Here is a 21,255-nt window from a genome sequence, read left to right on the forward strand (position 1 = left end):
TCACCCGACCGGCCCGGCGGGCGCTCAGGCGTCGGCCGGGGCCTTCGCCGGCTCCGCGGCAGGCGCCGCCACCTCCTCGATCGCGGCCTCGGTGCGTCGGCGCCCCGCCGCACCGGTCCGGCGGGCCAGCGCCACGTACCCGAGCGCGGCGACCGTCCCGATCGCCCCGCAGACCGTCCACAGCACCGCCGGCCCGGCGTACTGCAGCAGCAGCCCGCCGCCCGCGGGGCCGAGGAGCGAGGCGAACGACCAGGACAGCCCGTAGACGCCCTGGTAGCGGCCGCGCCCGTGGGTCGGCGCCAGCTCGGCGACCAGGCCCATCATCACCGGGGTGTGCAGGATCTCGCCGACCGTCCAGACCACCACCGAGAGCGCGAACAGCCAGGCCGAGGAGCCGGCCAGCGCGGCCAGCCCGAAGCCCCAGCCGGTGAGCAGGCAGCTGGCGATCAGCATCCCGGTCCGTGAGCGGCCCTCCATCCACCGGGTCAGCGGGATCTGCAGGACCACGATCAGCAGCCCGTTCAGGCCGACGACCAGCCCGTACTGGGTGGACGAGATGCCGGAGGCGCCCATGTCCACGGCCAGCGTGGTGCTGCCCTGCTGGAAGACCAGGGCGACCAGCAGGGTCAGCCCGACCAGCGCCATGAAGGGGGCGTCCCGGAGCACGGTGAGCAGGCTGACCCCCGGCTCGGCGGGGTCCCCGGCCTTGCCGGGTACGGCCTGCGGCCTGGTCTCCGGGATCCGTATGAAGATCACCACGGCGCAGACCAGCGTGGTCAGGGCGTCCAGCAGGAAGAGCGTGAGGTAGCCGTGGGTGGCGATCAGCCCGGCCGCGGCGGAGGACAGGCCGAAGCCGATGTTGATCGCCCAGTAGTTCAGCGAGTACGCCCGGACCCGGTCCTCGGCCGGGACGAGGTCGGCGATGATCGCCGAGGTGGGCGGCCGGGTGGCGTTGTTGCACAGGCCGACCACGAAGGCCACCACGGCGATCGCCACCTGGCCGTCCATGAAGCCGAGCACGGCGGTGGAGGCCGCGGTGCCGAGCTGGGCGGCGACCAGGGTGGGGCGGCGCCCGATCCGGTCGGTGAGCACGCCCGCGCCGATCGCCGAGATCGCCGAACCGGCGCCGAACAAGGAGGCCACCAGGCCCGCGTAGGAGGCCGAGTACCCCCGTTCGACGGTCAGGTAGAGGGCCAGGAACGTCACCACGAACGCACCGAGCCGGTTCACCAGCGTGCTCACCCAGAGCCACCAGAACTGCCGCGGCAACCCGCCCACCGTCTCGCGAACCAGTCTTCGGATCCGGGGATTGGCGGCCAGGGCGACGAGCATGTGGGGGCTCCCGAGGGCGGGCGTCCGCTGAGCGGCGCGGGCAGGCCCGGCCGGCCGACGCAGGTAAGCGGCAGATAGCAGCGGCACACATTACCCACGCGCCCAAGGTCCCCACCAGGGGTTTTTCGGGCTCCACTAAGCTGGGGGCCATGGCTGACACGACGTACCGACTCATCCTGCTCCGTCACGGCGAGAGCCAGTGGAACCAGAAGAACCTCTTCACCGGTTGGGTCGACGTCGACCTCAACGAGAAGGGCGAGAAGGAGGCCGCTCGCGGTGGCGAGCTCCTGGCCGCCGAGGGCCTGTTCCCCGACGTGGTGCACACCTCGCTGCTGCGCCGCGCCATCCGCACCTCGCAGATCGCCCTGGACAAGGCCGACCGCCACTGGATCCCGGTCAACCGCAGCTGGCGCCTGAACGAGCGCCACTACGGTGCGCTCCAGGGCAAGGACAAGGCCCAGACCCTGGCCGAGTTCGGCGAGGAGCAGTTCCAGCTGTGGCGCCGCTCCTACGACACCCCGCCGCCGGTGCTCGCCGACGACGCCGAGTACTCGCAGGCCGGCGACGCCCGTTACGCCGACATCCCCAGCGAGCTGCGCCCGCGCACCGAGTGCCTCAAGGACGTCGTCGAGCGGATGCTCCCGTACTGGTACGACGCCATCGTCCCGGACCTGGCCGCCGGCAGGACCGTCCTGGTCACCGCCCACGGCAACAGCCTGCGCGCGCTGGTCAAGCACCTCGACGGCATCTCCGACGCCGACATCGCCGGCCTCAACATCCCGACCGGCATCCCGCTGGTCTACGAGCTGGACGCCGACTTCAAGCCGGTCGCCAAGGGCGGCCGCTACCTCGACGCCGACGCCGCCGCGGCCGCCATCGAGGCGGTCAAGAACCAGGGCAAGAAGTAACCCGCCTGCCGACGAGGCCCCGCTCCCGGTTCGCCGGGAGCGGGGCCCGTTTCGTTCAACAGGCCGATGTGGGGCGGGAGTTGGGGTAGGTTCGAAAATGGTTCAGACCATTGACGGGCGGTGGCGCGGACTCCTACCGTGAGGGCACCGGGCTGGCGCAGGCATGCCAGGGATTCCCCCAGGTCCCGGCCGCCGCACTCCCAACGCGCGCGTCTGCGCCCCGGCGCACTCTCCATCCACCCCCACGGAGGAGCACCATGCGCACACGTCATCTGGTCGGGGCGGCCGTCGCCGCGCTCGCGATCCCGCTCACCCTGGCCCTCCCGGCCCAGTCGCACGGCTTCATCACCACGCCGCCCAGCCGCGCCGCGCTCTGCGACGAGAGCGCGAACGCCGTCCCGTGGGACTGCGGCGACATCCAGTGGGAGCCGCAGAGCGTCGAGGGGCCGAAGGGCTTCCCGGCCGGCGGACCCTCCGACGGCACCATCTGCGCCGGCGGCAACTCCCGCTTCGCCGAACTGGACGACCCGCACGGCGGCGCCTGGCCGACCACGCCGGTGTCCGCGGGCCAGCAGCTCACCTTCACCTGGAAGTTCACCGCCCGGCACGCCACCACCGACTTCCGGTACTACCTGACCAAGCCGGGCTACGACGCGAGCCGGCCGGTCACCCGGGCCGACCTCGAGCTGACGCCCTTCCTGACCGTCCCCTACGGCGGGCGGCAGGTGCCGGGCACGCTCAGCCACACCGCGACCGTTCCGAGCGGGCGCACCGGGCACCAGGTGGTCGTCGCGGTCTGGACGATCGCGGACACCGGGAACGCCTTCTACTCCTGCACCGACGTCCAGTTCTGACGTCCGGCTCCGACGGTTCCGGCCCGGCCGAGCAGGCGTCCCGGGGTGCACGACCGCGCACCCCGGGACGCCTCGGCAGCCGTTTCAGCAGTCGTGCCTCAGTGGCCGCCGCAGCAGCCGCCGTCGGCGCCGCCGCACTGGCAGGGCGCGCCGGACTGGCAGCCGCAGCCGCAGCCGGGGCCGCAGCCGCAACCGGCCGCGAGGACGGGCAGCAGCTTCGGGGCGGGTGGCTCGACGGTGTGGTGGGCGGGTGCCGGTCGGGTCGGGTTGGCCTTCATCGAGCTCGTCCCTCCTAGTGACGGGAACACTCCGGTGCCCCCACCGTCGAGTGAAGCGGCCGTTCGGAGGGAGCGTCAACAGGCGCGCAGTGGTGGGGCGTCCGGAAATCCGTGCGCCCGCACCACCCTCGCGGCAGGTTTACTCACCCCTGGAGCTGAGCGGCTGTCACTCCGCCCCGGCAGCCCCGGCCGCCTCGGTGGCGGCCACGAACTCGGCCACGTGCTCGCCGGTCACCAGGTACACGACGCGCTTGGCGACGGACACCGCGTGGTCCGCGAAGCGCTCGTAGTAGCGGCCGACCAGGGTGATGTCGACGGCGGTCTCGATGCCGTGGTGCCAGCGCTCGTCGATCAGATGCGACAGCAGCTCGCGGTGCAGGGCGTCGATCCGGTCGTCGTCCTGCTCCATCTCCAGGGCCTTGTCGACGTCCTTGGTGGCGATCACCAGGCCCGCCTTGGCGACCAGGCGCTGGGCGAGCTGGCCCATCTCCAGGACGGTGGAGTGCAGGTCGGCGGGCACCGCCGAGTCCGGGTAGCGCATCCGCGCGACCTTGGCGACGTGCCGGGCGAGGTCCCCGCAGCGCTCCAGGTCGGCGCTCATCCGCAGCGAGGTGACCACGATCCGCAGGTCGGTGGCGACCGGCTGCTGCCGGGCGAGCAGGTCGATGGCGCGGTTCTCGAGCTCGTGGTGGAGCTCGTTGATCTTCTCGTCGGCGGCGATCACGTTCTCCGCCAGCGCCAGGTCCGCGTCCAGGAGAGCGGTGGTGGCCCGGCCCAGGGCCGACCCGACCAGCCGGGCCATCTCGACCAGGCTGTCGCCGATCGCATCGAGTTCCTCGTGGTACGCGTCGCGCATGTTCTCTCCTCAGTAGCTGTGTCGGTGGCGGTGCCGACCGGTCAGCCCGTCCGACCATCGTTCCGGTGTCCGGGTGACCGCTGCTGGTGGCGCGAATGGTACGCGCACACCCGAGACCGTGGCCGATGTTCGGCACACCGATCTCTCCCACACGGGCTGCGTGGCCAACTCTGTGCCGTTCGGGCGACGGCGCACGGCCGGTGCGGTGAATCGGCAGCTACGTGGAGGTGAATTCTCGGCAACGCGTGGTCGATGCCTTGATCCAGCCCTTGGGGAGTGGCCAGGTCGTGCGCTTACGCTGGCCACATGGACGTGAACGTGGCCGCTGCCGCTGCCTGCGCCATAGCCGGGCTCGGTGTCGGCCTCACCGCCTCCATCGCCTTCCGCTGGAGCGAGCGCGAGCAGGCCAAGGGTAAATACACCAGCGGCAAGCAGTACGGCCGGTACCAGACGCTGGGCACCGGCACCCCGGAACCCCCGCTGCCGCCGGGGGTCGACACCGTGCTCTCGGTGCTCCGCTCCTGCGCGATCGTGCTGGGCGAGGGCGACGAGGTGGTCAAGGCCAGCTCGGCCGCGTACGCGATGGGTCTGGTGCGCGGCGGCGCGGTCGCCGTGGACCAGATGCTCGCGCTGGCCCGCGCCACCCGCCGGGACGGCGAGATCCGGCAGGTGGAGCTGGAGGTGCCCCGCCCCGGCGCGGCCCGCGCGGCCGAGCCGCTCGCGGTCTCCGTCCGGGTCGCCCCGCTGGGCTCCCGGCTGGTGCTGGTGCTGGTCGAGGACCAGACCGAGCGCCGCCGGGTGGAGGCCGTCCGCCGGGACTTCGTGGCCAACGTCAGCCATGAGCTCAAGACCCCGGTCGGCGCGCTGTCGCTGCTCTCCGAGGCGGTCGCCGACGCGTCCGACGACCCGGAGGCGGTGCAGCGCTTCGCCGGCCGGATGCAGGTCGAGGCGACCCGCCTGGCCAGCCTGGTGCAGGAGATCATCGATCTCTCCCGGGTCCAGGACGACCGGCTGATGGTCGATCCGGAGCCGGTCGCGGTGGACGAGCTGATCGCCGAGGCGATCGACCGCTGCCGCCAGCAGGCCGCAGCCAAGCAGATCCTGATCGCGGCCGGCGGGATCGCCGGGCTCTACCTGCACGGCAACCGCGGCCAGCTCGCCGCGGCGCTCGGCAACCTGGTGGAGAACGCCGTCAACTACAGTCCGCCCCGCACCCGGGTGGCCATCGCCACCCGCCGGATCTCCAGCGCCGCCGCGCTCGGCGAGGCGGACGGCGAGCTGATCGAGATCTCGGTCACCGACCAGGGCATCGGCATCTCCGAGAAGGACCGCGAGCGGGTCTTCGAACGCTTCTACCGGGTCGACCCGGCCCGCTCCCGGCAGACCGGCGGCACCGGCCTCGGCCTGTCCATCGTCAAGCACGTCGCCGCCTCGCACGGCGGCACCGTCTCGGTGTGGAGCGTCGAGGGCCAGGGTTCGACTTTCACCATCCGCCTGCCCGCCGGCCAGGCCCCCGAGGACGCCTCCGACGAGGACTTCGACGAGGACTTCGACGACGACCTGGACGAGGACCTCGGCGACGACCTCGGCGACGACCTCGACGCCGCCGACGCCGGGCCGGACCACGACGCACCCCGCAGCGCCCGCCGCGACGAGCCCGGTGCCGACACCGCCGGGCCCGCCACGGCACCCCGGACCCGCACCGCGGACCGCACCCACCGTGCGGCCCGTTCGCTCCCCGCCGGGGAGCGGGAACAACCCCTGTCAAAGACAACCCAGCTTGCCCCGGAGGCCTGATCGTGACCCGAGTACTGGTGGTCGAGGACGAGGAGTCGTTCAGCGACGCCCTCTCGTACATGCTCCGCAAGGAGGGCTTCGAGGTGGCCGTCGCCGCGACCGGCCCCGACGCCCTGGAGCAGTTCGAACGCAACGGTGCCGACCTCGTCCTGCTCGACCTGATGCTCCCGGGCCTGCCGGGCACCGAGGTCTGCCGCCAGCTCCGGGTGCGCTCCAACGTGCCGGTGATCATGGTGACCGCCAAGGACAGCGAGATCGACAAGGTCGTCGGGCTGGAGATAGGCGCTGACGACTACGTGACCAAGCCGTACTCCACCCGGGAGCTGGTCGCCCGGATCCGCGCGGTGCTGCGGCGCCGCGGCGAGGACGGCGGCGCGGGCGACAACGGCGGCGGCCCGGGCGCCCTGGAGGCGGGCCCGGTCCGGATGGACGTCGACCGGCACGTGGTGACGGTGGACGGCGCCAAGGTCGACCTGCCGCTCAAGGAGTTCGACCTGCTGGAGATGCTGCTGCGCAACGCGGGCCGGGTGCTCACCCGCATGCAGCTGATCGACCGGGTGTGGGGCGCGGACTACGTCGGCGACACCAAGACCCTGGACGTCCACGTGAAGCGCCTGCGGGCGAAGATCGAGCCCGACCCGGGCGCGCCGCGCTACCTGGTCACGGTCCGCGGCCTGGGCTACAAGTTCGAGCCGTAAACCGCGGGCCCGCGAGGACGCTGACGCGGAAGGCCCTCACCGGCGGTCGCCGGCGGGGGCCTTCCGCGTTCCCGCGCTGCCACCGGGACGTACGAAAGCCTCCCGCGGGCCCCGGTAGGGCCGACGGGAGGCTCTCGCGCACTGCGTCAGGGGTGCGCCCGGTCAGGAGCGCGCCGCGTCAGTGGGCGGCCGGCGCGGTGCTGCCGGCGACCGGGGCACCCGGGGTGGCCGGCGTGGTGGCGCCGGTGGCCGGGGTGGCCGGGGCGGTGGCGCCGGTGGCCGGCGTGGTGGCACCCGCGGCGGGGGTGGCCGGGGCGGTCGCGGCGGGGGAGCCGGTCTTGGCGGGCACGGCCGCCGGGGTCGGACCGAAGCCCTTGTAGAGGCCCTTGTCCGAGTCCGGGCTGACGCCGGCCTGGGCGTCGACCTTCTGGCCGTCCTTGAAGGCGAAGGTGGTGTTGGCGAAGCCGCCGATGTGGACGGCCGCCGCGCTCAGCGAGGCGGACGGGTTGCCCTGGCCGCCGATCGCCACCGAGCTGCCGGCCGGGATGACGATGCTGGACTGCGGGGCACCCGCGGCGTCCGCGAGGGTGGCGGAAGCGTTGCCGACGGTGATCGACTGCAGCTCGGCCGGGGTGGTCGCCGTGTTGGAGATGTTCACGACCACGTTGGCGGGGCCGGTGTAGTCACCCGAGGTGCCGACCCCGGTGACGATCACGATGTTGTTCAGTCGAAGGTTCGTCCCAAGGGTCGCCGCCGCGTTGTCCGGCTTGATCTGCAGGGTGTCCGGCGTGTTGCTGGCTGCGCAGGAGGACAGCGAGGCGATGGCGAGGGCGGCGATGGCGGCGATGCTGCCGCGTCGAAGGCTGCGGCTCATGCGGCGGCTACTCCTAGGTCACGTGTCGACAGGTCAGGTCTCAGATTATCGACCTCACTTATGCGCTCCTCACGGGGTGGTCCCCGTGTCGCACTCCCGGGGCCCCACGGGGGCCGTCCGGCCGTACTCGTGGCATGGACCGGTCACCAGTAGGACAAGCTTCGACCAAGATCGAATAACGATCGGGTCACGGCCCACGATGGGGCGAAAGCTCAAGATCCAATCATGCTTGCGGGGGTGTTGCGCAAGGGTTTCGCCGGACCTCGGAACCGCCTCCGACCTGCGGGAAGCCCCTCTCGAACATCGGTCGCAGCACGTCACGGGGGTCCTTGTCAAGCCCCGGTACCGGCCCTGACCTGCGAAAACGCCCTTCGGGTGGGCCGCAAGGCGTGTTATTCTGGAAAGCCACGGAAGGGGTCCTGTCACATGACGTTCAAGGTTGGCGACACGGTGGTCTACCCCCATCACGGGGCCGCGCTGATCGAGGCCATCGAAATTCGCCAGATCAAAGGTGTGGACAAGACCTACCTGGTGCTCAAGGTGCAGCAGGGAGACCTGACGCTCCGCGTGCCCGCCGAGAACGCGGAGTTCGTCGGCGTGCGCGATGTGGTCGGCCAGGAGGGTCTGGACCGGGTCTTCGAGGTGCTCCGCGCACCGTACACCGAAGAGCCGACCAACTGGTCCCGTCGCTACAAGGCGAACCTGGAGAAGCTCGCCTCGGGCGACGTTATCAAGGTCGCCGAGGTCGTGCGCGACCTCTGGCGTCGCGAGCGCGAGCGCGGCCTCTCGGCCGGCGAGAAGCGGATGCTCGCGAAGGCGCGCCAGATCCTCGTCAGCGAGCTCGCGCTGGCGGAGAACACCAACGAGGACAAGGCGGAGACGCTGCTCGACGAGGTTCTCGCCTCGTAGTGCGGTCGGGCTTCCGCCCATCGCCCACAGCGCCCGGTGCCGGCGTGCCGCTCCCAGGACGAACCGTCCGGGGGTGGTGCAGTGGCACTCCGGGCGCTGAGGCGTGTCCGGACGACGCCCCCACCCGAGCCGGTCCAGGCCTGCAAGACCGTTTCTGCGCAGTTGTGCGGCGGGCAGTGGACCAGTCGTTCTTCGGAAGGGGCCCCCGCGCCCGCCGGGCACGCCAAGGCCATACCCACTTCGCCGAAGGAGTGAAACCTGAACGCGTCAGCAGCAGTCGCAGCAGCAGTGGTGCCCGCCGCCGGACGCGGTGAACGGCTGGGGCCCGGGGCCCCGAAGGCCCTGCGGGAACTGGGCGGAGTGCCGCTCCTGGTGCACGCCGTACGGGCCCTCGCCCGCAGCCGGGCGGTCGGCCTGGTCGTGGTCGCCGCGCCCGCCGACGGGGTGGCCGAGGTGGTCGCCCTGCTGGACGGCCACGGGCTGGACGGCAAGAAGGACGTCCGGGTGGTGGCCGGCGGCGCGACCCGCCAGGAGTCGGTCCGGCTCGGCCTGGCGGCGATCCCCGAGGACGTCGAGATCGTGCTGGTGCACGACGCGGCCCGTCCGCTCGTCCCGGTCGAGGTGGTGGACGCCGTCGCGGCCGCCGTCCGGGCCGGGGCTCCGGCGGTGGTGCCCGCGGTGCCGCTGGCCGACACCGTGAAGCGGGTGGAGCCGAACCCGGGCCGCCCCGAGCCGGTGCTCGACACGCCCGAGCGGGCCACCCTGCGCGCGGTGCAGACCCCGCAGGGCTTCGACCGGGCCACCCTGGTCGAGGTGCACGCCAAGGCGCTGGCCGAGGAGGCCGCCGGCGGCGCCGACGCCGTGCCCGTCACCGACGACGCCGGACTGGTGGAGCGCTACGGCGGCACGGTCGTCGTGGTGCCCGGCCACGAAGAGGCGTTCAAGGTCACCCGCCCGTTGGACCTCGTGCTCGCCGAGGCCGTACTCGCCCGCCGGAGGGCCGCCGATGACTACTGAGCCCCTGATGACTACTGAGCCCCTGATCCCCCGGGTGGGGATCGGCACCGACGTGCACGCCTTCGAGGCCGGCCGCCCGCTGTGGGTCGCCGGACTGGAGTGGCCGGACGCCGGGGAGGGGCTGGCCGGGCACTCGGACGCCGACGTGGCCGCGCACGCCTCCTGCGACGCGCTGTTCTCGGCCGCCGGGATCGGCGACCTGGGCGCCCACTTCGGCACCGACCGCCCGGAGTGGTCCGGCGCCTCCGGGGTGAAGCTGCTCGGCGAGGCGGCCCGGCTGGTGCGCGAGGCCGGCTTCGAGATCGGCAACATCGCGGTCCAGGTGATCGGGGTCCGGCCGAAGATCGGCAAGCGGCGGGCCGAGGCGCAGGCCGCGCTGTCCGAGGCGGCCGGTGCGCCGGTCTCGGTCTCCGGCACCACCACCGACGGCCTGGGCCTGACCGGCCGGGCCGAGGGGCTGGCCGCGATCGCCACCGCCCTGGTGTACGAACGGCGTTGAGTCGTTCGCCGGTTGCCGGCCGGCCGCCCGGTCGGAAATAGCCGGCGGTTGACGGGTGTTCACCGGATGTCGCAGGGGCCCGGATCGGTAGGGTTCGGTCCGGGCCCGTGCGGAGCTCGCCCTCGGGCCGTACCGTCGCCGACGAGAAGAGGTTCCCGATGACTTCCCAACTCTCCGACCGTGCCAAGGCGTTGATCGACGGCAAGAGCTTCGCCGTGGTCTCCACGATCCAGCCGGACGGCAGCCCCCAGTCCTCGGTGGTCTGGGTCAAGCGGGACGGCGACGACATCCTGTTCTCCACGGTGGAGGGCCGCCGCAAGCACCTCAACCTGGTGAAGGACCCGCGGGCCTCGATCCTGATCAACCCGCCGGAGAGCCCGTACGAGTACCTGGAGGCCCGCGGTTCGGTGACGCTGACCACCGAGGGCGGCCGGGAGCTGATCAACGAGCTGGGCTTCAAGTACCGCGGTGAGCAGGAGTACGGGTTCGACGGTCCGGACGACGTCCGGGTGGTCGTCCGGCTCACCCCGCGCAAGGTGGTCGGCAACATCTGACCGGCCGGACGGGCCGCGATTCCCCGGGGCGGCCCCGCCGTTCCCCGGGGAATGCCCGGTCCGTTCCCGGTTAATGTCGCGGGGCACCCCCCGCCGCCCACTACGCTTGACGCTGTGAGCATTCGTCTGTACGACACCAGCACCCGCCAGGTACGCGACTTCGTCCCGCTTGTACCGGGTTGTGTCTCGATCTACCTGTGCGGCGCTACCGTCCAGTCGGCGCCACACATCGGGCACATCCGGTCCGGCCTCAACTTCGACATCATGCAGCGGTGGTTCGCCTACCGCGGCTACCAGGTGACCTTCGTCCGCAACGTCACCGACATCGACGACAAGATCATCGCCAAGGAGCGCGAGCTCGGCACGCCGTGGTGGCAGATCGGCTACGAGAACGAGCGCGCCTTCAACGACGGTTACAGCGCGCTCGGCTGCCTGCCGCCGACCGTCGAGCCGCGGGCCACCGGGCACGTGCCCGAGATGATCGAGATGATGCAGGGGCTCATCGAGAAGGGCCACGCCTACGCGGTCGACGGCAACGTCTACTTCGACGTGAAGTCGTACCCCGACTACCTCGCGCTCTCCAACCAGAAGCTCGCCGACCTGCGCCAGCCCGAGGGCGAGGGCGAGACCGGCAAGCGCGACCAGCGCGACTTCGCGATGTGGAAGGCCGCCAAGCCGGGCGAGCCGAGCTGGGAGACCCCGTGGGGCCGCGGCCGGCCCGGCTGGCACCTGGAGTGCTCGGCGATGGCGCACAAGTACCTGGGCCCGGCCTTCGACATCCACGGCGGCGGGCTGGACCTGATCTTCCCGCACCACGAGAACGAGATCGCCCAGTCCAAGGCCTACGGCGACGACTTCGCGGCCTTCTGGGTGCACAACGCCTGGGTCACCATGGCCGGCGAGAAGATGAGCAAGTCGCTCGGCAACTCGGTGCTGGTCTCCGAGATGGTCCGGGCGTGGCGGCCGATCGTGCTCCGCTACTACCTGGGCGCCGCGCACTACCGCTCGATGATCGAGTACAGCGAGGACGCGCTGCGCGAGGCCGAGGCCGGCTTCGGCCGGATCGAGGGCTTCATCCAGCGGGCCGTCGAGCGCTGCGGCAAGGTCGACGCGGCGCCCGAGGTGCCCTCGGCCTTCGCCGAGGCGATGGACGACGACTTCGGCGTCCCGCAGGCGCTGGCCGTCGTGCACACCGCCGTCCGCCAGGGCAACAGCGCCCTGAACGCGGACGACAAGGAGAGCGTGGTGGCGCGACTGGCCGAGGTCCGTGCGATGCTCGGTGTACTGGGTCTCGATCCGCTCGACCCGCAGTGGGCCGGGGCGGAGCGCGGCGAGGACCTCCACGGCGTGGTCGACTCGCTGGTCCGGCTGGTCCTGGACCAGCGGCAGGCGGCGCGCCAGCGCAAGGACTTCGCCACCGCGGACGCCATCCGCGACCAGCTCGGCCTGGCCGGGCTGGTGATCGAGGACACCCCGTCCGGCCCGCGCTGGACGATCAACAACCAGTAACCCCATCTGACGATCGGGGTGATGGGTGGGCCGTACCGGACCGGTGCGGCCCTCCCGCATGACGTAGCGCATGCCGTCGGCCGCCGCCGCACCGAGCGGAGCGGCCGGGCATGCCGGACAGACAGGAAGTACAGCCATGGCCGGCAACAGCCAGCGCAGGAACCGCCGCAACCCCGGATCGAAGAAGGGTGCGTCTGTCGGTACCGGCGGGCACAGCCGGAGGGCGCTGGAGGGCAAGGGCCCGACCCCGCCCGCTGAGGCGCGCAAGGGCCACCCCAAGCAGCGGGCCGCCAACGCCGCGATCAAGCGCGAGCGGGACGCCAAGGCCCGGGCCGGCATGCGCCGGGCCGGTGCCGGCGGCCGGGGCGGCCGCGGCGGCGCGGGCAGCGCCGAGCTGGTCTTCGGCCGCAACTCGGTGGTCGAGGCGCTCCAGGGCGACGTGCCGGCCAACGCGCTGTACGTCCAGCAGTTCATCGACACCGACGACCGGGTGCGCGACGCCTTCCAGGCCGCCAACGAGCGCGGCATCCCGCTGATGGAGGCCCCGCGCGCCCAGCTGGACCAGATGACCGGGGGGATGAACCACCAGGGCCTGGTGCTGCAGGTCCCGCCGTACGAGTACGCCCACCCCGAGGACCTGCTCGGCGAGGCCGCCGACGCCGGCCAGGACGCGCTGATCATCGCGCTGGACGGGGTCACCGACTCGCGCAACCTCGGCGCCGTGGTCCGCTCCGCCGCCGCCTTCGGCGCGCACGGCGTGGTCATCCCCGAGCGCCGCGCGGCCGGGATGACCGCCGGTGCCTGGAAGACCTCCTCCGGTGCCGCCGCCCGGCTGCCCGTCGCCCGGGCCACCAACATGACCCGCACCCTGGAGGCCTACCAGAAGGCCGGTCTGATGGTCGTCGGCCTGGCCGCCGACGGCGAGGCCGAGCTGGGCGACCTGGAGCTGCTGACCGGCCCCGTGGTGATCGTCGCGGGCAGCGAGGGCAAGGGGCTGTCCCGCCTGGTCTCCGAGACCTGCGACATGCGGGTCCGGATCCCGATGAGCGGCCTGACCGAGTCGCTGAACGCCGGTGTCGCGGCGGGCATCGTGCTGTACGAGGCCGCCCGTCTGCGCGCCAAGCGCTGATTCCGGCAAGCACGGACGGACCCCCGTCCGCAGGAGATCTTCTGAATTCTCCGCGATCCGAGTGAAAAGCGATCGGGCCCGACCGGGTCCGATCGCTTTTCTCATGATCACTTCAAGTATGCGCCGGACATCCACCCGGGAGAGTGTCCTAAGCGGCCGTCACCCGGTTAGACGGGCGTGGACGTGGACACCAGAACACCGCGGCGCCCCCTGTTCGGCGGGGGCAGCACCGGGATAGAGGCGGGCCCCGGGATCGACACCGTCAAGGTGCCGTCGGACCCCGCGCGCCTCAGCAGCACCCAGGCGAGCTTCCGACTCCGGCTCGGCACCCCGGTGGCGCCGCTGATCGACGCCCCGGCGGGACTGCTGTCCACCGGCGCCGCGTTCGGCGACCCGTACGCCAACCAGGGCCTGATCCGCCGTCCGCTGGTCACCCCGCAGGTCGTGGTACCGGCCTCCGCCGTCCCGGCGCTGGCCGGCGCCGGGGGCGGGGGCGGGGGCGCCGGCAGCGCGCAGCGCCGCAAGGGCCGGGTCACCGCCGTCACCTGGACCGGCCAGGCGGCCCCCGGCGACCTCGCGGCCACCCGGCTCCTGGAAGCGGTGCGGACGAACGGCACGCCCGGCGGCGCCGGCCCCGACGACGCGGACACCCAGGTGCTGCCCGCCTACGCGGGCGCCCGGACCGTCCCCCGCCAGCCGCGCGAGGGCAGCGGCACCGCCACCGACGCCGGCGTCGGCCCGGTCGGCGAGCCGCACGGCTGGACCCCCAGCGGCGAACTGCCGGAGGTCTCCGCCGCCGCGGCGGCCGACGGCAAGCAGCCCTGGTACCCCGGCCGCCGGGTCGACCTCGGCCTGGTGCTGCTGCCGCTGCGCGCGGTGCTCGGCTCGCTCTCCGTCTACGCCGGGTTCAGCAAGCTCTGCGACCCGGTGTACTTCGACGGCGGCGAGCGCGGCTCCATGATGCGCTGGCTCTCCTCGCTGCACCCGTGGAAGGTCGCCGAGCCGCTGCTCGCCTTCGCGATGGCGCACCCCGTCGGCGCCGGCCTGGTGGTGTCGTTCACCGAGATCGTGGTCGGCGTGCTGACCGTCCTCGGCCTGTGGCAGCGGCTCGCCGCCGGGGCGGCCATGCTGCTCTCCGCCGCGCTGCTGTTCACCGTCAGCTGGCGGGCCGTCCCGGTCTACGACACCCCCGACCTGATCTTCCTCGCGGCCTGGAGCCCGCTGCTGATCGCCGGGGCGCCGTTCGCCTCGCTCGACGGACGGCTCAACCTGGAGGCCTGGCGCCGGATCGGCACCGGCTCCCCCGGTGCGCTGCGCCGCCGGGTGCTGCGCCGCGGCGCGGTCGTCACCACCGTCGTGGTCGGCCTCACCCTGCTGCTCGGCTCGATGCTCGGCGCGGCCGTCCGCACCGGCGGGCGCCCGCACCAGGAGCCCGGCCGCCCGTCCGGCGACTACGGCACCCCGGTCTGGCCGTCCGGCAGCCCGTCCGGTGCGCCCGGCGGCCAGGGCACGTCCACTCAGCCCGCCGCTCCTCGCCCGGCCACCCCCACGCCGAGCGCCGGCACGCCGTCCACCGCCCCCACCCCCGCCAAGTCGGCCGGGGCGACGCCCAGCGGCAAGCACTCCGGCAAGCCCGAGACCGGCGGCTCCTCCCCGGCGCCCGCCGCCCCGTCCGCCGGGTCCGGCTCCGCGCCCGCCCAGCGGACCCCGACCCCCGGCGGCTCGGGCAACGCGCCCAAGCCCAGCCCGAGCAACGGCTCCGGGCTGCTCGGCGGGGTGCTGGGCAGCGGTCCGGTGCTGGGCAGCGGGCCGCTGGCCGGCCTGTCCGGCGGCGAGGGTGGTGGACAGGCCGGTGGGCAGTCCGGCGGGCAGTCCGGTGGACAGTCCTCCCGTCCGGGGACGCCGACCGCCACCTGAGGCCGCCGGACGCGCTACGGCCGGGTGCTCCGTGGGGGAGCACCCGGCCGTTGTGCTGCTGCTCGGCGGTTCCTCGGGCCTCGGGGCTCAGGACGGGGGACGGGGGACGGCCCGGTCGGTCGTCAGCGGGAGCTGTCGCGGTAGGCGGCGAGCTCCTTGGCCGCCTCGGTGAGGTCCTTCGCGGTGTCGATCGCCCGCCAGTACACGCCCTGCGGCAGCTGGTACCCGGCGAGCCGCTTGCTGCGGGCGAGTTGGGGGAAGGTGGTGCGCTCGTGGTCGCCCACGTCCGGCAGCAGCTCGGCGAACTCCGGGCTGAACACGTACAGGCCGGCGTTGATCAGGAAGGGCGAGGGCGGGGCCTCGATGAAGTCCAGCACGTTGCCGAACTGGTCGGTCTCCACGGCGCCCCACGGGATCCGCGGCCGGGCCAGCGCGAGGGTCGCGACGGCGTCCCGCTCGTGGTGGAAGGCGGCCATGTCGCGCAGGCTGAACCGGGTCCAGATGTCGCCGTTGGTGGCGTACCAGGGCTCGTCCGGGCGCGGCAGCGCCTTCGCCGCGTACTTGAGCCCGCCGCCGCGCCCCAGCGGCTCGGCCTCGACCACCGTGCGCACCCGCAGCGGCAGGTCGGCCTTGTCGAGCCACTCCTCCAGCACGTCGGCCAGGTGCCCGCAGGACACCACGACGTCGGTGACGCCCTCGGCGGCCAGCCAGGCCAGCTGGTGGCCGAGGATCGGCGTGCCCGTCCCCGGGATCTCGACCAGCGGCTTGGGGCGGTCGTCCGTGTAGGGGCGCAGCCGGGAACCCTGGCCGCCGGCCAGGATCACGGCCTGGGTGACGGGCGTCGTGGTCGGCCGGGGCTGCTGGGGCTGCGGGGACGTGAGGTCGGCGGTGGTGCCGGAGTCAGCGGTCATGGCTGAACAATAGGGCGCCCGAAGGGGGTTGGCGCCTCGGGCGGACCGCTCGCCCGACGACGCCCGCGGCCGACGACGCTGTCGGCCGACCTGGGAACCGTCAGCCGTCCAGGAAACCGTCAGCGCTCCGGGAACAGTCAGCCGACGACGCCGGCCGCGAAGGAGCCGTCGCAGACCGGGCGGGCGAAGGACCGGGCCCGCTGCACGTCGCCCTGGTACTTGCGGACCGCCGCCTTGCCCAACTCGGTGGCCAGCGAGGTGCAGTAGGGCGTCAGCGACGGCTGCTCGCGCATCGAGCGCTCCAGCAGGTCCAGCGCGGCGGACGGGTTCTTGGCGCGCAGCTCGTCCAGCAGCGCCACCCGCAGCGACTCCTGCGGGGCGAGCCCGTCCGTCTTGGTGGCGGCCGTGGACGACCGCCCGATGCCTGCGCCGTCGCCGCTGGAGGCCGCCACGACCTGCTGGTCGAGCGCGGTCGGCGGTGCCCACGGGACGCGGGTCACGGCGAGGGTGCCGGTGGTCACCAGGACGACCGGCAGGGTCAGGGCGACGGTCTGGCCGATACGGCGCACAAGCTGCTTCACCCTCAGGAGAGTAGCGGTGGGTAGGCCCAGGATCGCCCTCCGTCACGCCATCGAGTGACAGGGTGTCCGGGTTCGTCCCTGCACCGTGTTGACGTGGGGGTGTACGGACGGAGCCCGCCGGACCGCGATCGGTCCCGACGGGCTCCGCAGCTGCCCCGTGCGGGGGCCGGCCCTCAGGGCGTCAGCGGCCCAGGCGGGCGCCGGTGCTGGTGGAGAAGACGTGGGTCTCCTCGGCGGTCGGCACGACGTGGACGGTCTCGCCGCGGGCCGGGATCTGGCGGCCGGGCACGCGGACGACCAGGTCCTTGTCCACGCCGCCGATCTGGGTGGTGCCGTAGACGAAGCCGTCCGAGCCGAGCTCCTCGACCACGTTCACGGTCACGGCGACACCCTCGATGCCGCCCGCCGGGACGATCTGGAAGTGCTCGGGGCGGATGCCGACGGTCACCGTCTTGTCGGTCGCGGCGCCGGCCAGGTCCTCGCGGGAGATGTTGACCACCGAGCCGCCGAACTTCACGCCGCCGTCCACCAGCGGCACCTCGACCAGGTTCATGGCGGGCGAGCCGATGAAGCCGGCCACGAACAGGTTCGCGGGCTTGTCGTACATGTTGCGCGGGGTGTCGACCTGCTGGAGCAGACCGTCCTTGAGCACCGCGACCCGGTCGCCCATGGTGAGCGCCTCGGTCTGGTCGTGGGTGACGTACACCGTGGTGATGCCCAGGCGGCGCTGCAGGCCGGCGATCTGGGTGCGGGTCGAGACGCGGAGCTTGGCGTCCAGGTTCGACAGCGGCTCGTCCATCAGGAAGACCTGCGGCTGGCGGACGATCGCCCGGCCCATCGCGACGCGCTGGCGCTGACCGCCGGACAGCGCCTTCGGCTTGCGGTCCAGGTAGTCGGTCAGGTCGAGGATCTTCGCCGCCTCCTCGACCTTGGTGCGGATGTCCGCCTTGTTCACGCCGGCGATCTTGAGCGCGAAGCCCATGTTCTCGGCGACGGTCATGTGCGGGTAGAGCGCGTAGTTCTGGAACACCATCGCGATGTCCCGGTCCTTCGGCGGCAGGTGGGTGACGTCCCGGTCGCCGATCCGGATCGCGCCGCTGTTGACGTCCTCCAGACCGGCCAGCATGCGCAGGCTGGTCGACTTGCCGCAGCCCGAGGGGCCGACCAGCACGAGGAATTCGCCGTCCGCGATCTCCAGGTCCAGCGCGTCCACCGACGGCTTGGTCGCCCCGGGGTAGACGCGGGTCGCCTGGTCGTACGTGACAGAAGCCATGGTCGTTCTCTCCTTCACCGGCAGGAACGTGCCGGACGATCCGAGTAAAGGGGGGGGTTGGTTCGTCTCCGTCGGCCCGTCAGTGGTCTGAACCACCATCGCGCCGACTCCCGGCGACGCTACCTGCGCTTCCACCGCTTGTCAGCCCCCGCAGCCCGCTTTTCCGCATCGGTTCCATCACGCCCACCCACCCCGCCAACCCCGGGATATCCCCCCACCCCACCACCCCGGCCCGGTAGACTGCCCCCGGTGCCGCCGTGATCCATCGCGGACGGCCACCGTGCCTCCTTAGCTCAGCTGGCCAGAGCACCGCTCTTGTAAAGCGGGGGTCGTCGGTTCGAACCCGACAGGGGGCTCAGTAGCGGGAGCGTGGGAAGGGCCGGTCCGGGTGGGCCGGCCCTTCGGCGTTGGTGGGGGTGGGTCAGTCGGTGGGGAGGGTGAGGGTGGCGACGGCGCCGCCGGTGGGGTGGTTGGTGAAGGTGAGGGTCGCGCCGATGACGCGGGTGTGGCCGGTGGCGATGGTGAGGCCGAGGCCGTGGCCGCGGCCGCGTTCCGGGGCGTTGGTGCGGAAGCGCTGGGGGCCGTGGTGGAGGAGGTCGTCGGGGTAGCCGGGGCCGTGGTCGCGGACGGTGATGCGGCGGCCGTCGACGTGGAGTTCGACCGGGCCGGCGCCGTGGCGGTGGGCGTTGAGCAGCAGGTTGCCGAGGATGCGGTCGAGGCGGCGCAGGTCGGTGCGGACCTGCTGGTCGGCGGTGCCGGCGGTGATCCCGACGGTGACGTCGAGGCCGGTGAGGGTGACGGTGCGGCGGACGGCGCGTTCCAGCGGGACGGCGGAGAGGTCGGGGGATTCGACGTCGGCGTCCAGGCGGGAGACCTCCAGGAGGTCCTCGACCAGGGCGCGCAGGGCCTGGACCCGGTTCTGCACCAGTTGGGTGGGGCGGCCGGGCGGCAGCAGTTCGGCGGCGGTGACCAGACCGGTGAGCGGGGTGCGCAGTTCGTGGGCGACGTCGGCGGTGAAGCGCTGCTCGTCGGCGAGGCGGCGGTGCAGGGTGCGGGACATCAGGTCGACGGCGGCGGCGAGGTCGGCGACCTCGTCCTTGCCGTCGACGAGTTCGCCGATCCGGGTGTCGGTGCCGCCGGCCGCGATGCCGCGGGCGGCGGTGGCGGCGGTGCGCAGGCGGCGGCTGATCCGGTCGGCGACGAGCACACCGGCCAGCACGGTGGTGAACACCGCGGCGACCACGGTGATCAGGATGATCCGGTCCAGGTCGGCGATCGCGCGGCGGTCCTGGGTGAAGTCCACCCGGACGGAGAGCACCCCGCCCTGGACCGGGCCCGCCGCCCACATCGACTCGCCCTGCCGGTCGGCGGCCAGGAGCGAGCCCTGTCGGCCGGCGGCGGCGAGCTCGCGCAGCCGGGCGGGCAGGGCCGGGTCGTCGACGGCGGCGCCGGGGCCGGGGGTGCCGCGGCCGTAGTCGGCCAGCGCGGAGCCGAGGGCGGTGACGGCCGCGGTGCGGGCCTGGTCGACGTGCTGACGGATCATCGCCTGGTGGACCAGCAGGCCGACGGTGACCGCGACCAGGACGGAGATGGTGGCGACGGCGGTGGCGATCTGCCGGCGCAGGGTCATCCGCCGCAGGGCCATCCGGCGAAGGGTCAGACGGCGAAGGGTCGGACGGCGCAGGGTCGGACGGCGAAGGGCCAGGTCGCGCAAGGTCATGCCGGGCGCCGCAGCTTGTAGCCGAAGCCGCGGACGGTCTCGATCCGGCCGGAGCCGATCTTGGCGCGCAGGCGCTGCACGTGGACGTCCACCACCCGGGTGTCGGCGCCCCACTCGTAGTCCCAGACGCGCTCCAGCAGCGCGGAGCGTTCCAGCACGATGCCGGGCGCCGCGGTGAACTCCAGCAGCAGCCGCAGCTCGGTGGGGGTGAGCGGGACGAGGCGGCCGTCGACCCGTACCTCCATGCTGTCGGTGTCCACCTGCAGTCCGTCGACGGTGCGGAGGGAGGCGGCGGAGGGCGCGACGGGGTCGTCGGGGACCTCGGGGACCTCGGGGGCAGGGGCGACGGCGCCGGCCGGGCCGGGTTCGACGGCCGGGGCGACCCGGACGCGCCGCAGCACCGTACGGATCCGGGCCACCAGGACGGCGCTCTCGAACGGTTTCACCACGTAGTCGTCCGCGCCCGCCTCCAGGCCGGACACCACGTCGACCGGGTCGGTGCGGGCCGACATCATCAGGATCGGCAGCTGGCTCTCCTCCCGGATCCGCCGGCAGAGGCCGACCCCGTCGAGTAGCGGCAGCATGACGTCCAGCAGCAGCAGGTCGGGGCGGACGGCGTGGAAGGCCTCCAGCCCCTCCAGCCCGTCGGCGGCGGTGGTGACCGGGAAGCCGTAGCGCTCCAGGGCCATCCTGGTGGCCTCCCGGATCACCTCGTCGTCCTCGACGAGCAGGATGTGCGGCTGGACGGGGGCGGCTGCGGTGGTCATCGCTTCGCTTCCGGGACGACGGCGGGGCCGGACGGTTGGGAGGAGGGTCGGGGGGCGTACGGGGACGCGATCCCGGCGGCCGGGGGCTGCTTCGGTGCCGTGGACGGGCGCACCGGGCCGGGGACGGGCACGGGCACGCGGTCCGGGCCGGGGGTGGAGGTCGGCTCGGCGCCCGGGTCGGCGGGCGGGAGCAGGCCGACGCCGTCCACCCGCCGCTCGACCAGGGCGAGCCGGTGCCCGTCCCAGCGGTAGTGGCTGCTGGTGCGGGTGGTGTAGGTGGTCGGCTCGTACAGCCAGAGGTCGGAGTCGACGGTCGCCGCGCTGGACATCTGCTGGACCTGGGCCCGCAGGATCGGTACGACCCGGTCGTCGGCGAGCGTGTAGACGTGCAGCACGAGGGCCCCGGGGGTGGCGACGGCGGTGATCAGCTCGGGCCGGCCGTCCCCGGTGAGGTCGCGGAACTCGGGGGCCCGCACCTCGCACCCGGCGCAGGAGTCGAGCGCGCGGCGCTCCTCGGCGCTCACCGCCGGGTCCTTGGCGAGCAGGGCGCGGACGTCGACGGCGGTGAGGTCGTGCCCGGGCACGGTCAGCTCGGGTACGGGCTGCGGCGGGGCCTGGGGGGTGGAGTCGGTCGGGGACGTGGGCGGCGGCGGTGCGGTGGCCAGGTCGGGCCAGAGCGGCTTGGCCACCGCGGACGGGGTGGGCGGGGCGACGGCCGGGCGCGGACCGTCGTCCCGCAGGCCGCCGGGGGCGGCGCGGCCGAAGGCCAGGACCCCGAGGGCGGTCAGGGCGGCGAGGACGGCGAGGGCGGCCGCGGGGACGGCGCCGGGGCGGCGGCGGAGCGGGGTCGGTGCTGCCACGGTCGGTGCTCG

At 73.3% G+C, this 21,255-nt stretch carries 21 protein-coding genes and 1 tRNA gene; 12 read left to right on the plus strand and 10 right to left on the minus strand.

What is annotated here, in order from left to right; all coding sequences use genetic code 11:
- Positions 1-24 precede the first annotated feature (24 nt).
- Positions 25-1,332: an MDR family MFS transporter gene (locus ACIQWA_RS13935; protein ID WP_402481961.1), complete on the minus strand. Its 1,308-nt coding sequence runs from the start codon at positions 1,330-1,332 to the stop codon at positions 25-27.
- A gap of 149 nt (positions 1,333-1,481) precedes the next feature.
- Between ACIQWA_RS13935 and ACIQWA_RS13940 the strand changes: the two genes are divergently transcribed.
- Both ACIQWA_RS13940 and ACIQWA_RS13945 read left to right on the plus strand, forming a co-directional pair.
- Positions 1,482-2,240, plus strand: a complete 759-nt coding sequence (locus ACIQWA_RS13940; protein ID WP_402481963.1) for a phosphoglyceromutase — start codon at positions 1,482-1,484, stop codon at positions 2,238-2,240.
- A 257-nt stretch (positions 2,241-2,497) separates the two neighbouring features.
- Positions 2,498-3,094 (plus strand): lytic polysaccharide monooxygenase, encoded by a 597-nt coding sequence (locus tag ACIQWA_RS13945; RefSeq protein WP_360225671.1) that lies wholly within the window; start codon positions 2,498-2,500, stop codon positions 3,092-3,094.
- 98 nt (positions 3,095-3,192) lie between these two features.
- On the opposite strand, the gene ACIQWA_RS13950 is transcribed toward ACIQWA_RS13945, so the two are convergent.
- On the minus strand, positions 3,193-3,372 hold the full coding sequence (locus tag ACIQWA_RS13950) for a hypothetical protein (RefSeq protein WP_360225674.1): 180 nt from the start codon (positions 3,370-3,372) through the stop codon (positions 3,193-3,195).
- Positions 3,373-3,538: 166 nt separating this feature from the next.
- Complete coding sequence (gene phoU / locus ACIQWA_RS13955) at positions 3,539-4,228, minus strand: phosphate signaling complex protein PhoU (RefSeq protein ID WP_360225677.1); 690 nt, start codon at positions 4,226-4,228, stop codon at positions 3,539-3,541.
- A gap of 306 nt (positions 4,229-4,534) precedes the next feature.
- Here phoU and ACIQWA_RS13960 point away from each other — a divergent pair, with 306 nt between their 5' ends.
- Positions 4,535-6,025, plus strand: a complete 1,491-nt coding sequence (locus ACIQWA_RS13960) for a sensor histidine kinase (protein ID WP_402481967.1) — start codon at positions 4,535-4,537, stop codon at positions 6,023-6,025.
- A 2-nt stretch (positions 6,026-6,027) separates the two neighbouring features.
- Entirely contained in the window at positions 6,028-6,723 is a 696-nt protein-coding gene (locus ACIQWA_RS13965; RefSeq protein WP_031069385.1) for a response regulator transcription factor, read from the plus strand.
- Between the two features lie 178 nt (positions 6,724-6,901).
- Here the strand turns inward: ACIQWA_RS13965 and ACIQWA_RS13970 are convergent, their stop codons facing one another.
- Positions 6,902-7,597 carry a DUF461 domain-containing protein gene (locus ACIQWA_RS13970; RefSeq protein WP_402481970.1) on the minus strand — a complete coding sequence of 232 codons (696 nt, stop codon included), beginning with the start codon at positions 7,595-7,597 and terminating at the stop codon, positions 6,902-6,904.
- Positions 7,598-8,023: 426 nt separating this feature from the next.
- Here ACIQWA_RS13970 and ACIQWA_RS13975 point away from each other — a divergent pair, with 426 nt between their 5' ends.
- From ACIQWA_RS13975 to ACIQWA_RS14005, 7 genes are all read left to right on the plus strand, one after another.
- On the plus strand, positions 8,024-8,506 hold the full coding sequence (locus ACIQWA_RS13975) for a CarD family transcriptional regulator (RefSeq protein WP_030244332.1): 483 nt from the start codon (positions 8,024-8,026) through the stop codon (positions 8,504-8,506).
- A 288-nt stretch (positions 8,507-8,794) separates the two neighbouring features.
- Positions 8,795-9,523, plus strand: a complete 729-nt coding sequence (gene ispD, locus ACIQWA_RS13980) for a 2-C-methyl-D-erythritol 4-phosphate cytidylyltransferase (protein ID WP_402481973.1) — start codon at positions 8,795-8,797, stop codon at positions 9,521-9,523.
- A 7-nt stretch (positions 9,524-9,530) separates the two neighbouring features.
- Positions 9,531-10,022, plus strand: a complete 492-nt coding sequence (gene ispF / locus ACIQWA_RS13985; RefSeq protein WP_402481976.1) for a 2-C-methyl-D-erythritol 2,4-cyclodiphosphate synthase — start codon at positions 9,531-9,533, stop codon at positions 10,020-10,022.
- A 158-nt stretch (positions 10,023-10,180) separates the two neighbouring features.
- On the plus strand, positions 10,181-10,576 hold the full coding sequence (locus ACIQWA_RS13990) for a PPOX class F420-dependent oxidoreductase (RefSeq protein ID WP_360225689.1): 396 nt from the start codon (positions 10,181-10,183) through the stop codon (positions 10,574-10,576).
- A gap of 114 nt (positions 10,577-10,690) precedes the next feature.
- Complete coding sequence (gene cysS, locus ACIQWA_RS13995) at positions 10,691-12,085, plus strand: cysteine--tRNA ligase (RefSeq protein ID WP_360225692.1); 1,395 nt, start codon at positions 10,691-10,693, stop codon at positions 12,083-12,085.
- Positions 12,086-12,221: 136 nt separating this feature from the next.
- Positions 12,222-13,214 carry a 23S rRNA (guanosine(2251)-2'-O)-methyltransferase RlmB gene (gene rlmB / locus ACIQWA_RS14000; RefSeq protein ID WP_360225695.1) on the plus strand — a complete coding sequence of 331 codons (993 nt, stop codon included), beginning with the start codon at positions 12,222-12,224 and terminating at the stop codon, positions 13,212-13,214.
- 183 nt (positions 13,215-13,397) lie between these two features.
- Entirely contained in the window at positions 13,398-15,131 is a 1,734-nt protein-coding gene (locus tag ACIQWA_RS14005; RefSeq protein WP_402481981.1) for a DoxX family membrane protein, read from the plus strand.
- A 122-nt stretch (positions 15,132-15,253) separates the two neighbouring features.
- Here the strand turns inward: ACIQWA_RS14005 and ACIQWA_RS14010 are convergent, their stop codons facing one another.
- From ACIQWA_RS14010 to ACIQWA_RS14020, 3 genes are all read right to left on the minus strand, one after another.
- A complete protein-coding gene (locus tag ACIQWA_RS14010; protein ID WP_402481984.1) occupies positions 15,254-16,042 on the minus strand; it encodes an NDP-sugar synthase in 789 nt (262 codons plus the stop codon).
- 137 nt (positions 16,043-16,179) lie between these two features.
- The gene (locus ACIQWA_RS14015; protein WP_360225704.1) at positions 16,180-16,623 is read right to left on the minus strand and encodes a hypothetical protein; all 444 of its coding nucleotides are present in this window, start codon (positions 16,621-16,623) and stop codon (positions 16,180-16,182) included.
- 181 nt (positions 16,624-16,804) lie between these two features.
- The gene (locus ACIQWA_RS14020) at positions 16,805-17,896 is read right to left on the minus strand and encodes a sn-glycerol-3-phosphate ABC transporter ATP-binding protein UgpC (RefSeq protein WP_360225707.1); all 1,092 of its coding nucleotides are present in this window, start codon (positions 17,894-17,896) and stop codon (positions 16,805-16,807) included.
- Between the two features lie 282 nt (positions 17,897-18,178).
- Here ACIQWA_RS14020 and ACIQWA_RS14025 point away from each other — a divergent pair.
- A tRNA-Thr gene (locus tag ACIQWA_RS14025) sits at positions 18,179-18,252 on the plus strand.
- Between the two features lie 65 nt (positions 18,253-18,317).
- Here the strand turns inward: ACIQWA_RS14025 and ACIQWA_RS14030 are convergent.
- From ACIQWA_RS14030 to ACIQWA_RS14040, 3 genes are read right to left on the minus strand one after another with little or no spacing between them, the layout of a single operon-like run.
- Positions 18,318-19,616, minus strand: coding sequence for an ATP-binding protein (locus tag ACIQWA_RS14030; RefSeq protein WP_402481989.1), 1,299 nt, complete (start codon positions 19,614-19,616; stop codon positions 18,318-18,320).
- On the minus strand, positions 19,613-20,383 hold the full coding sequence (gene cseB, locus ACIQWA_RS14035) for a two-component system response regulator CseB (protein WP_402481992.1): 771 nt from the start codon (positions 20,381-20,383) through the stop codon (positions 19,613-19,615). Before cseB ends, ACIQWA_RS14030 begins: the two co-directional genes overlap by 4 nt.
- A complete protein-coding gene (locus ACIQWA_RS14040) occupies positions 20,380-21,243 on the minus strand; it encodes a hypothetical protein (protein ID WP_402481994.1) in 864 nt (287 codons plus the stop codon). Before ACIQWA_RS14040 ends, cseB begins: the two co-directional genes overlap by 4 nt.
- Positions 21,244-21,255: the final 12 nt, after the last annotated feature.

The sequence above is a fragment of the Kitasatospora sp. NPDC098652 genome (genome assembly GCF_044760155.1).
Classification (GTDB): Bacteria; Actinomycetota; Actinomycetes; order Streptomycetales; family Streptomycetaceae; genus Kitasatospora.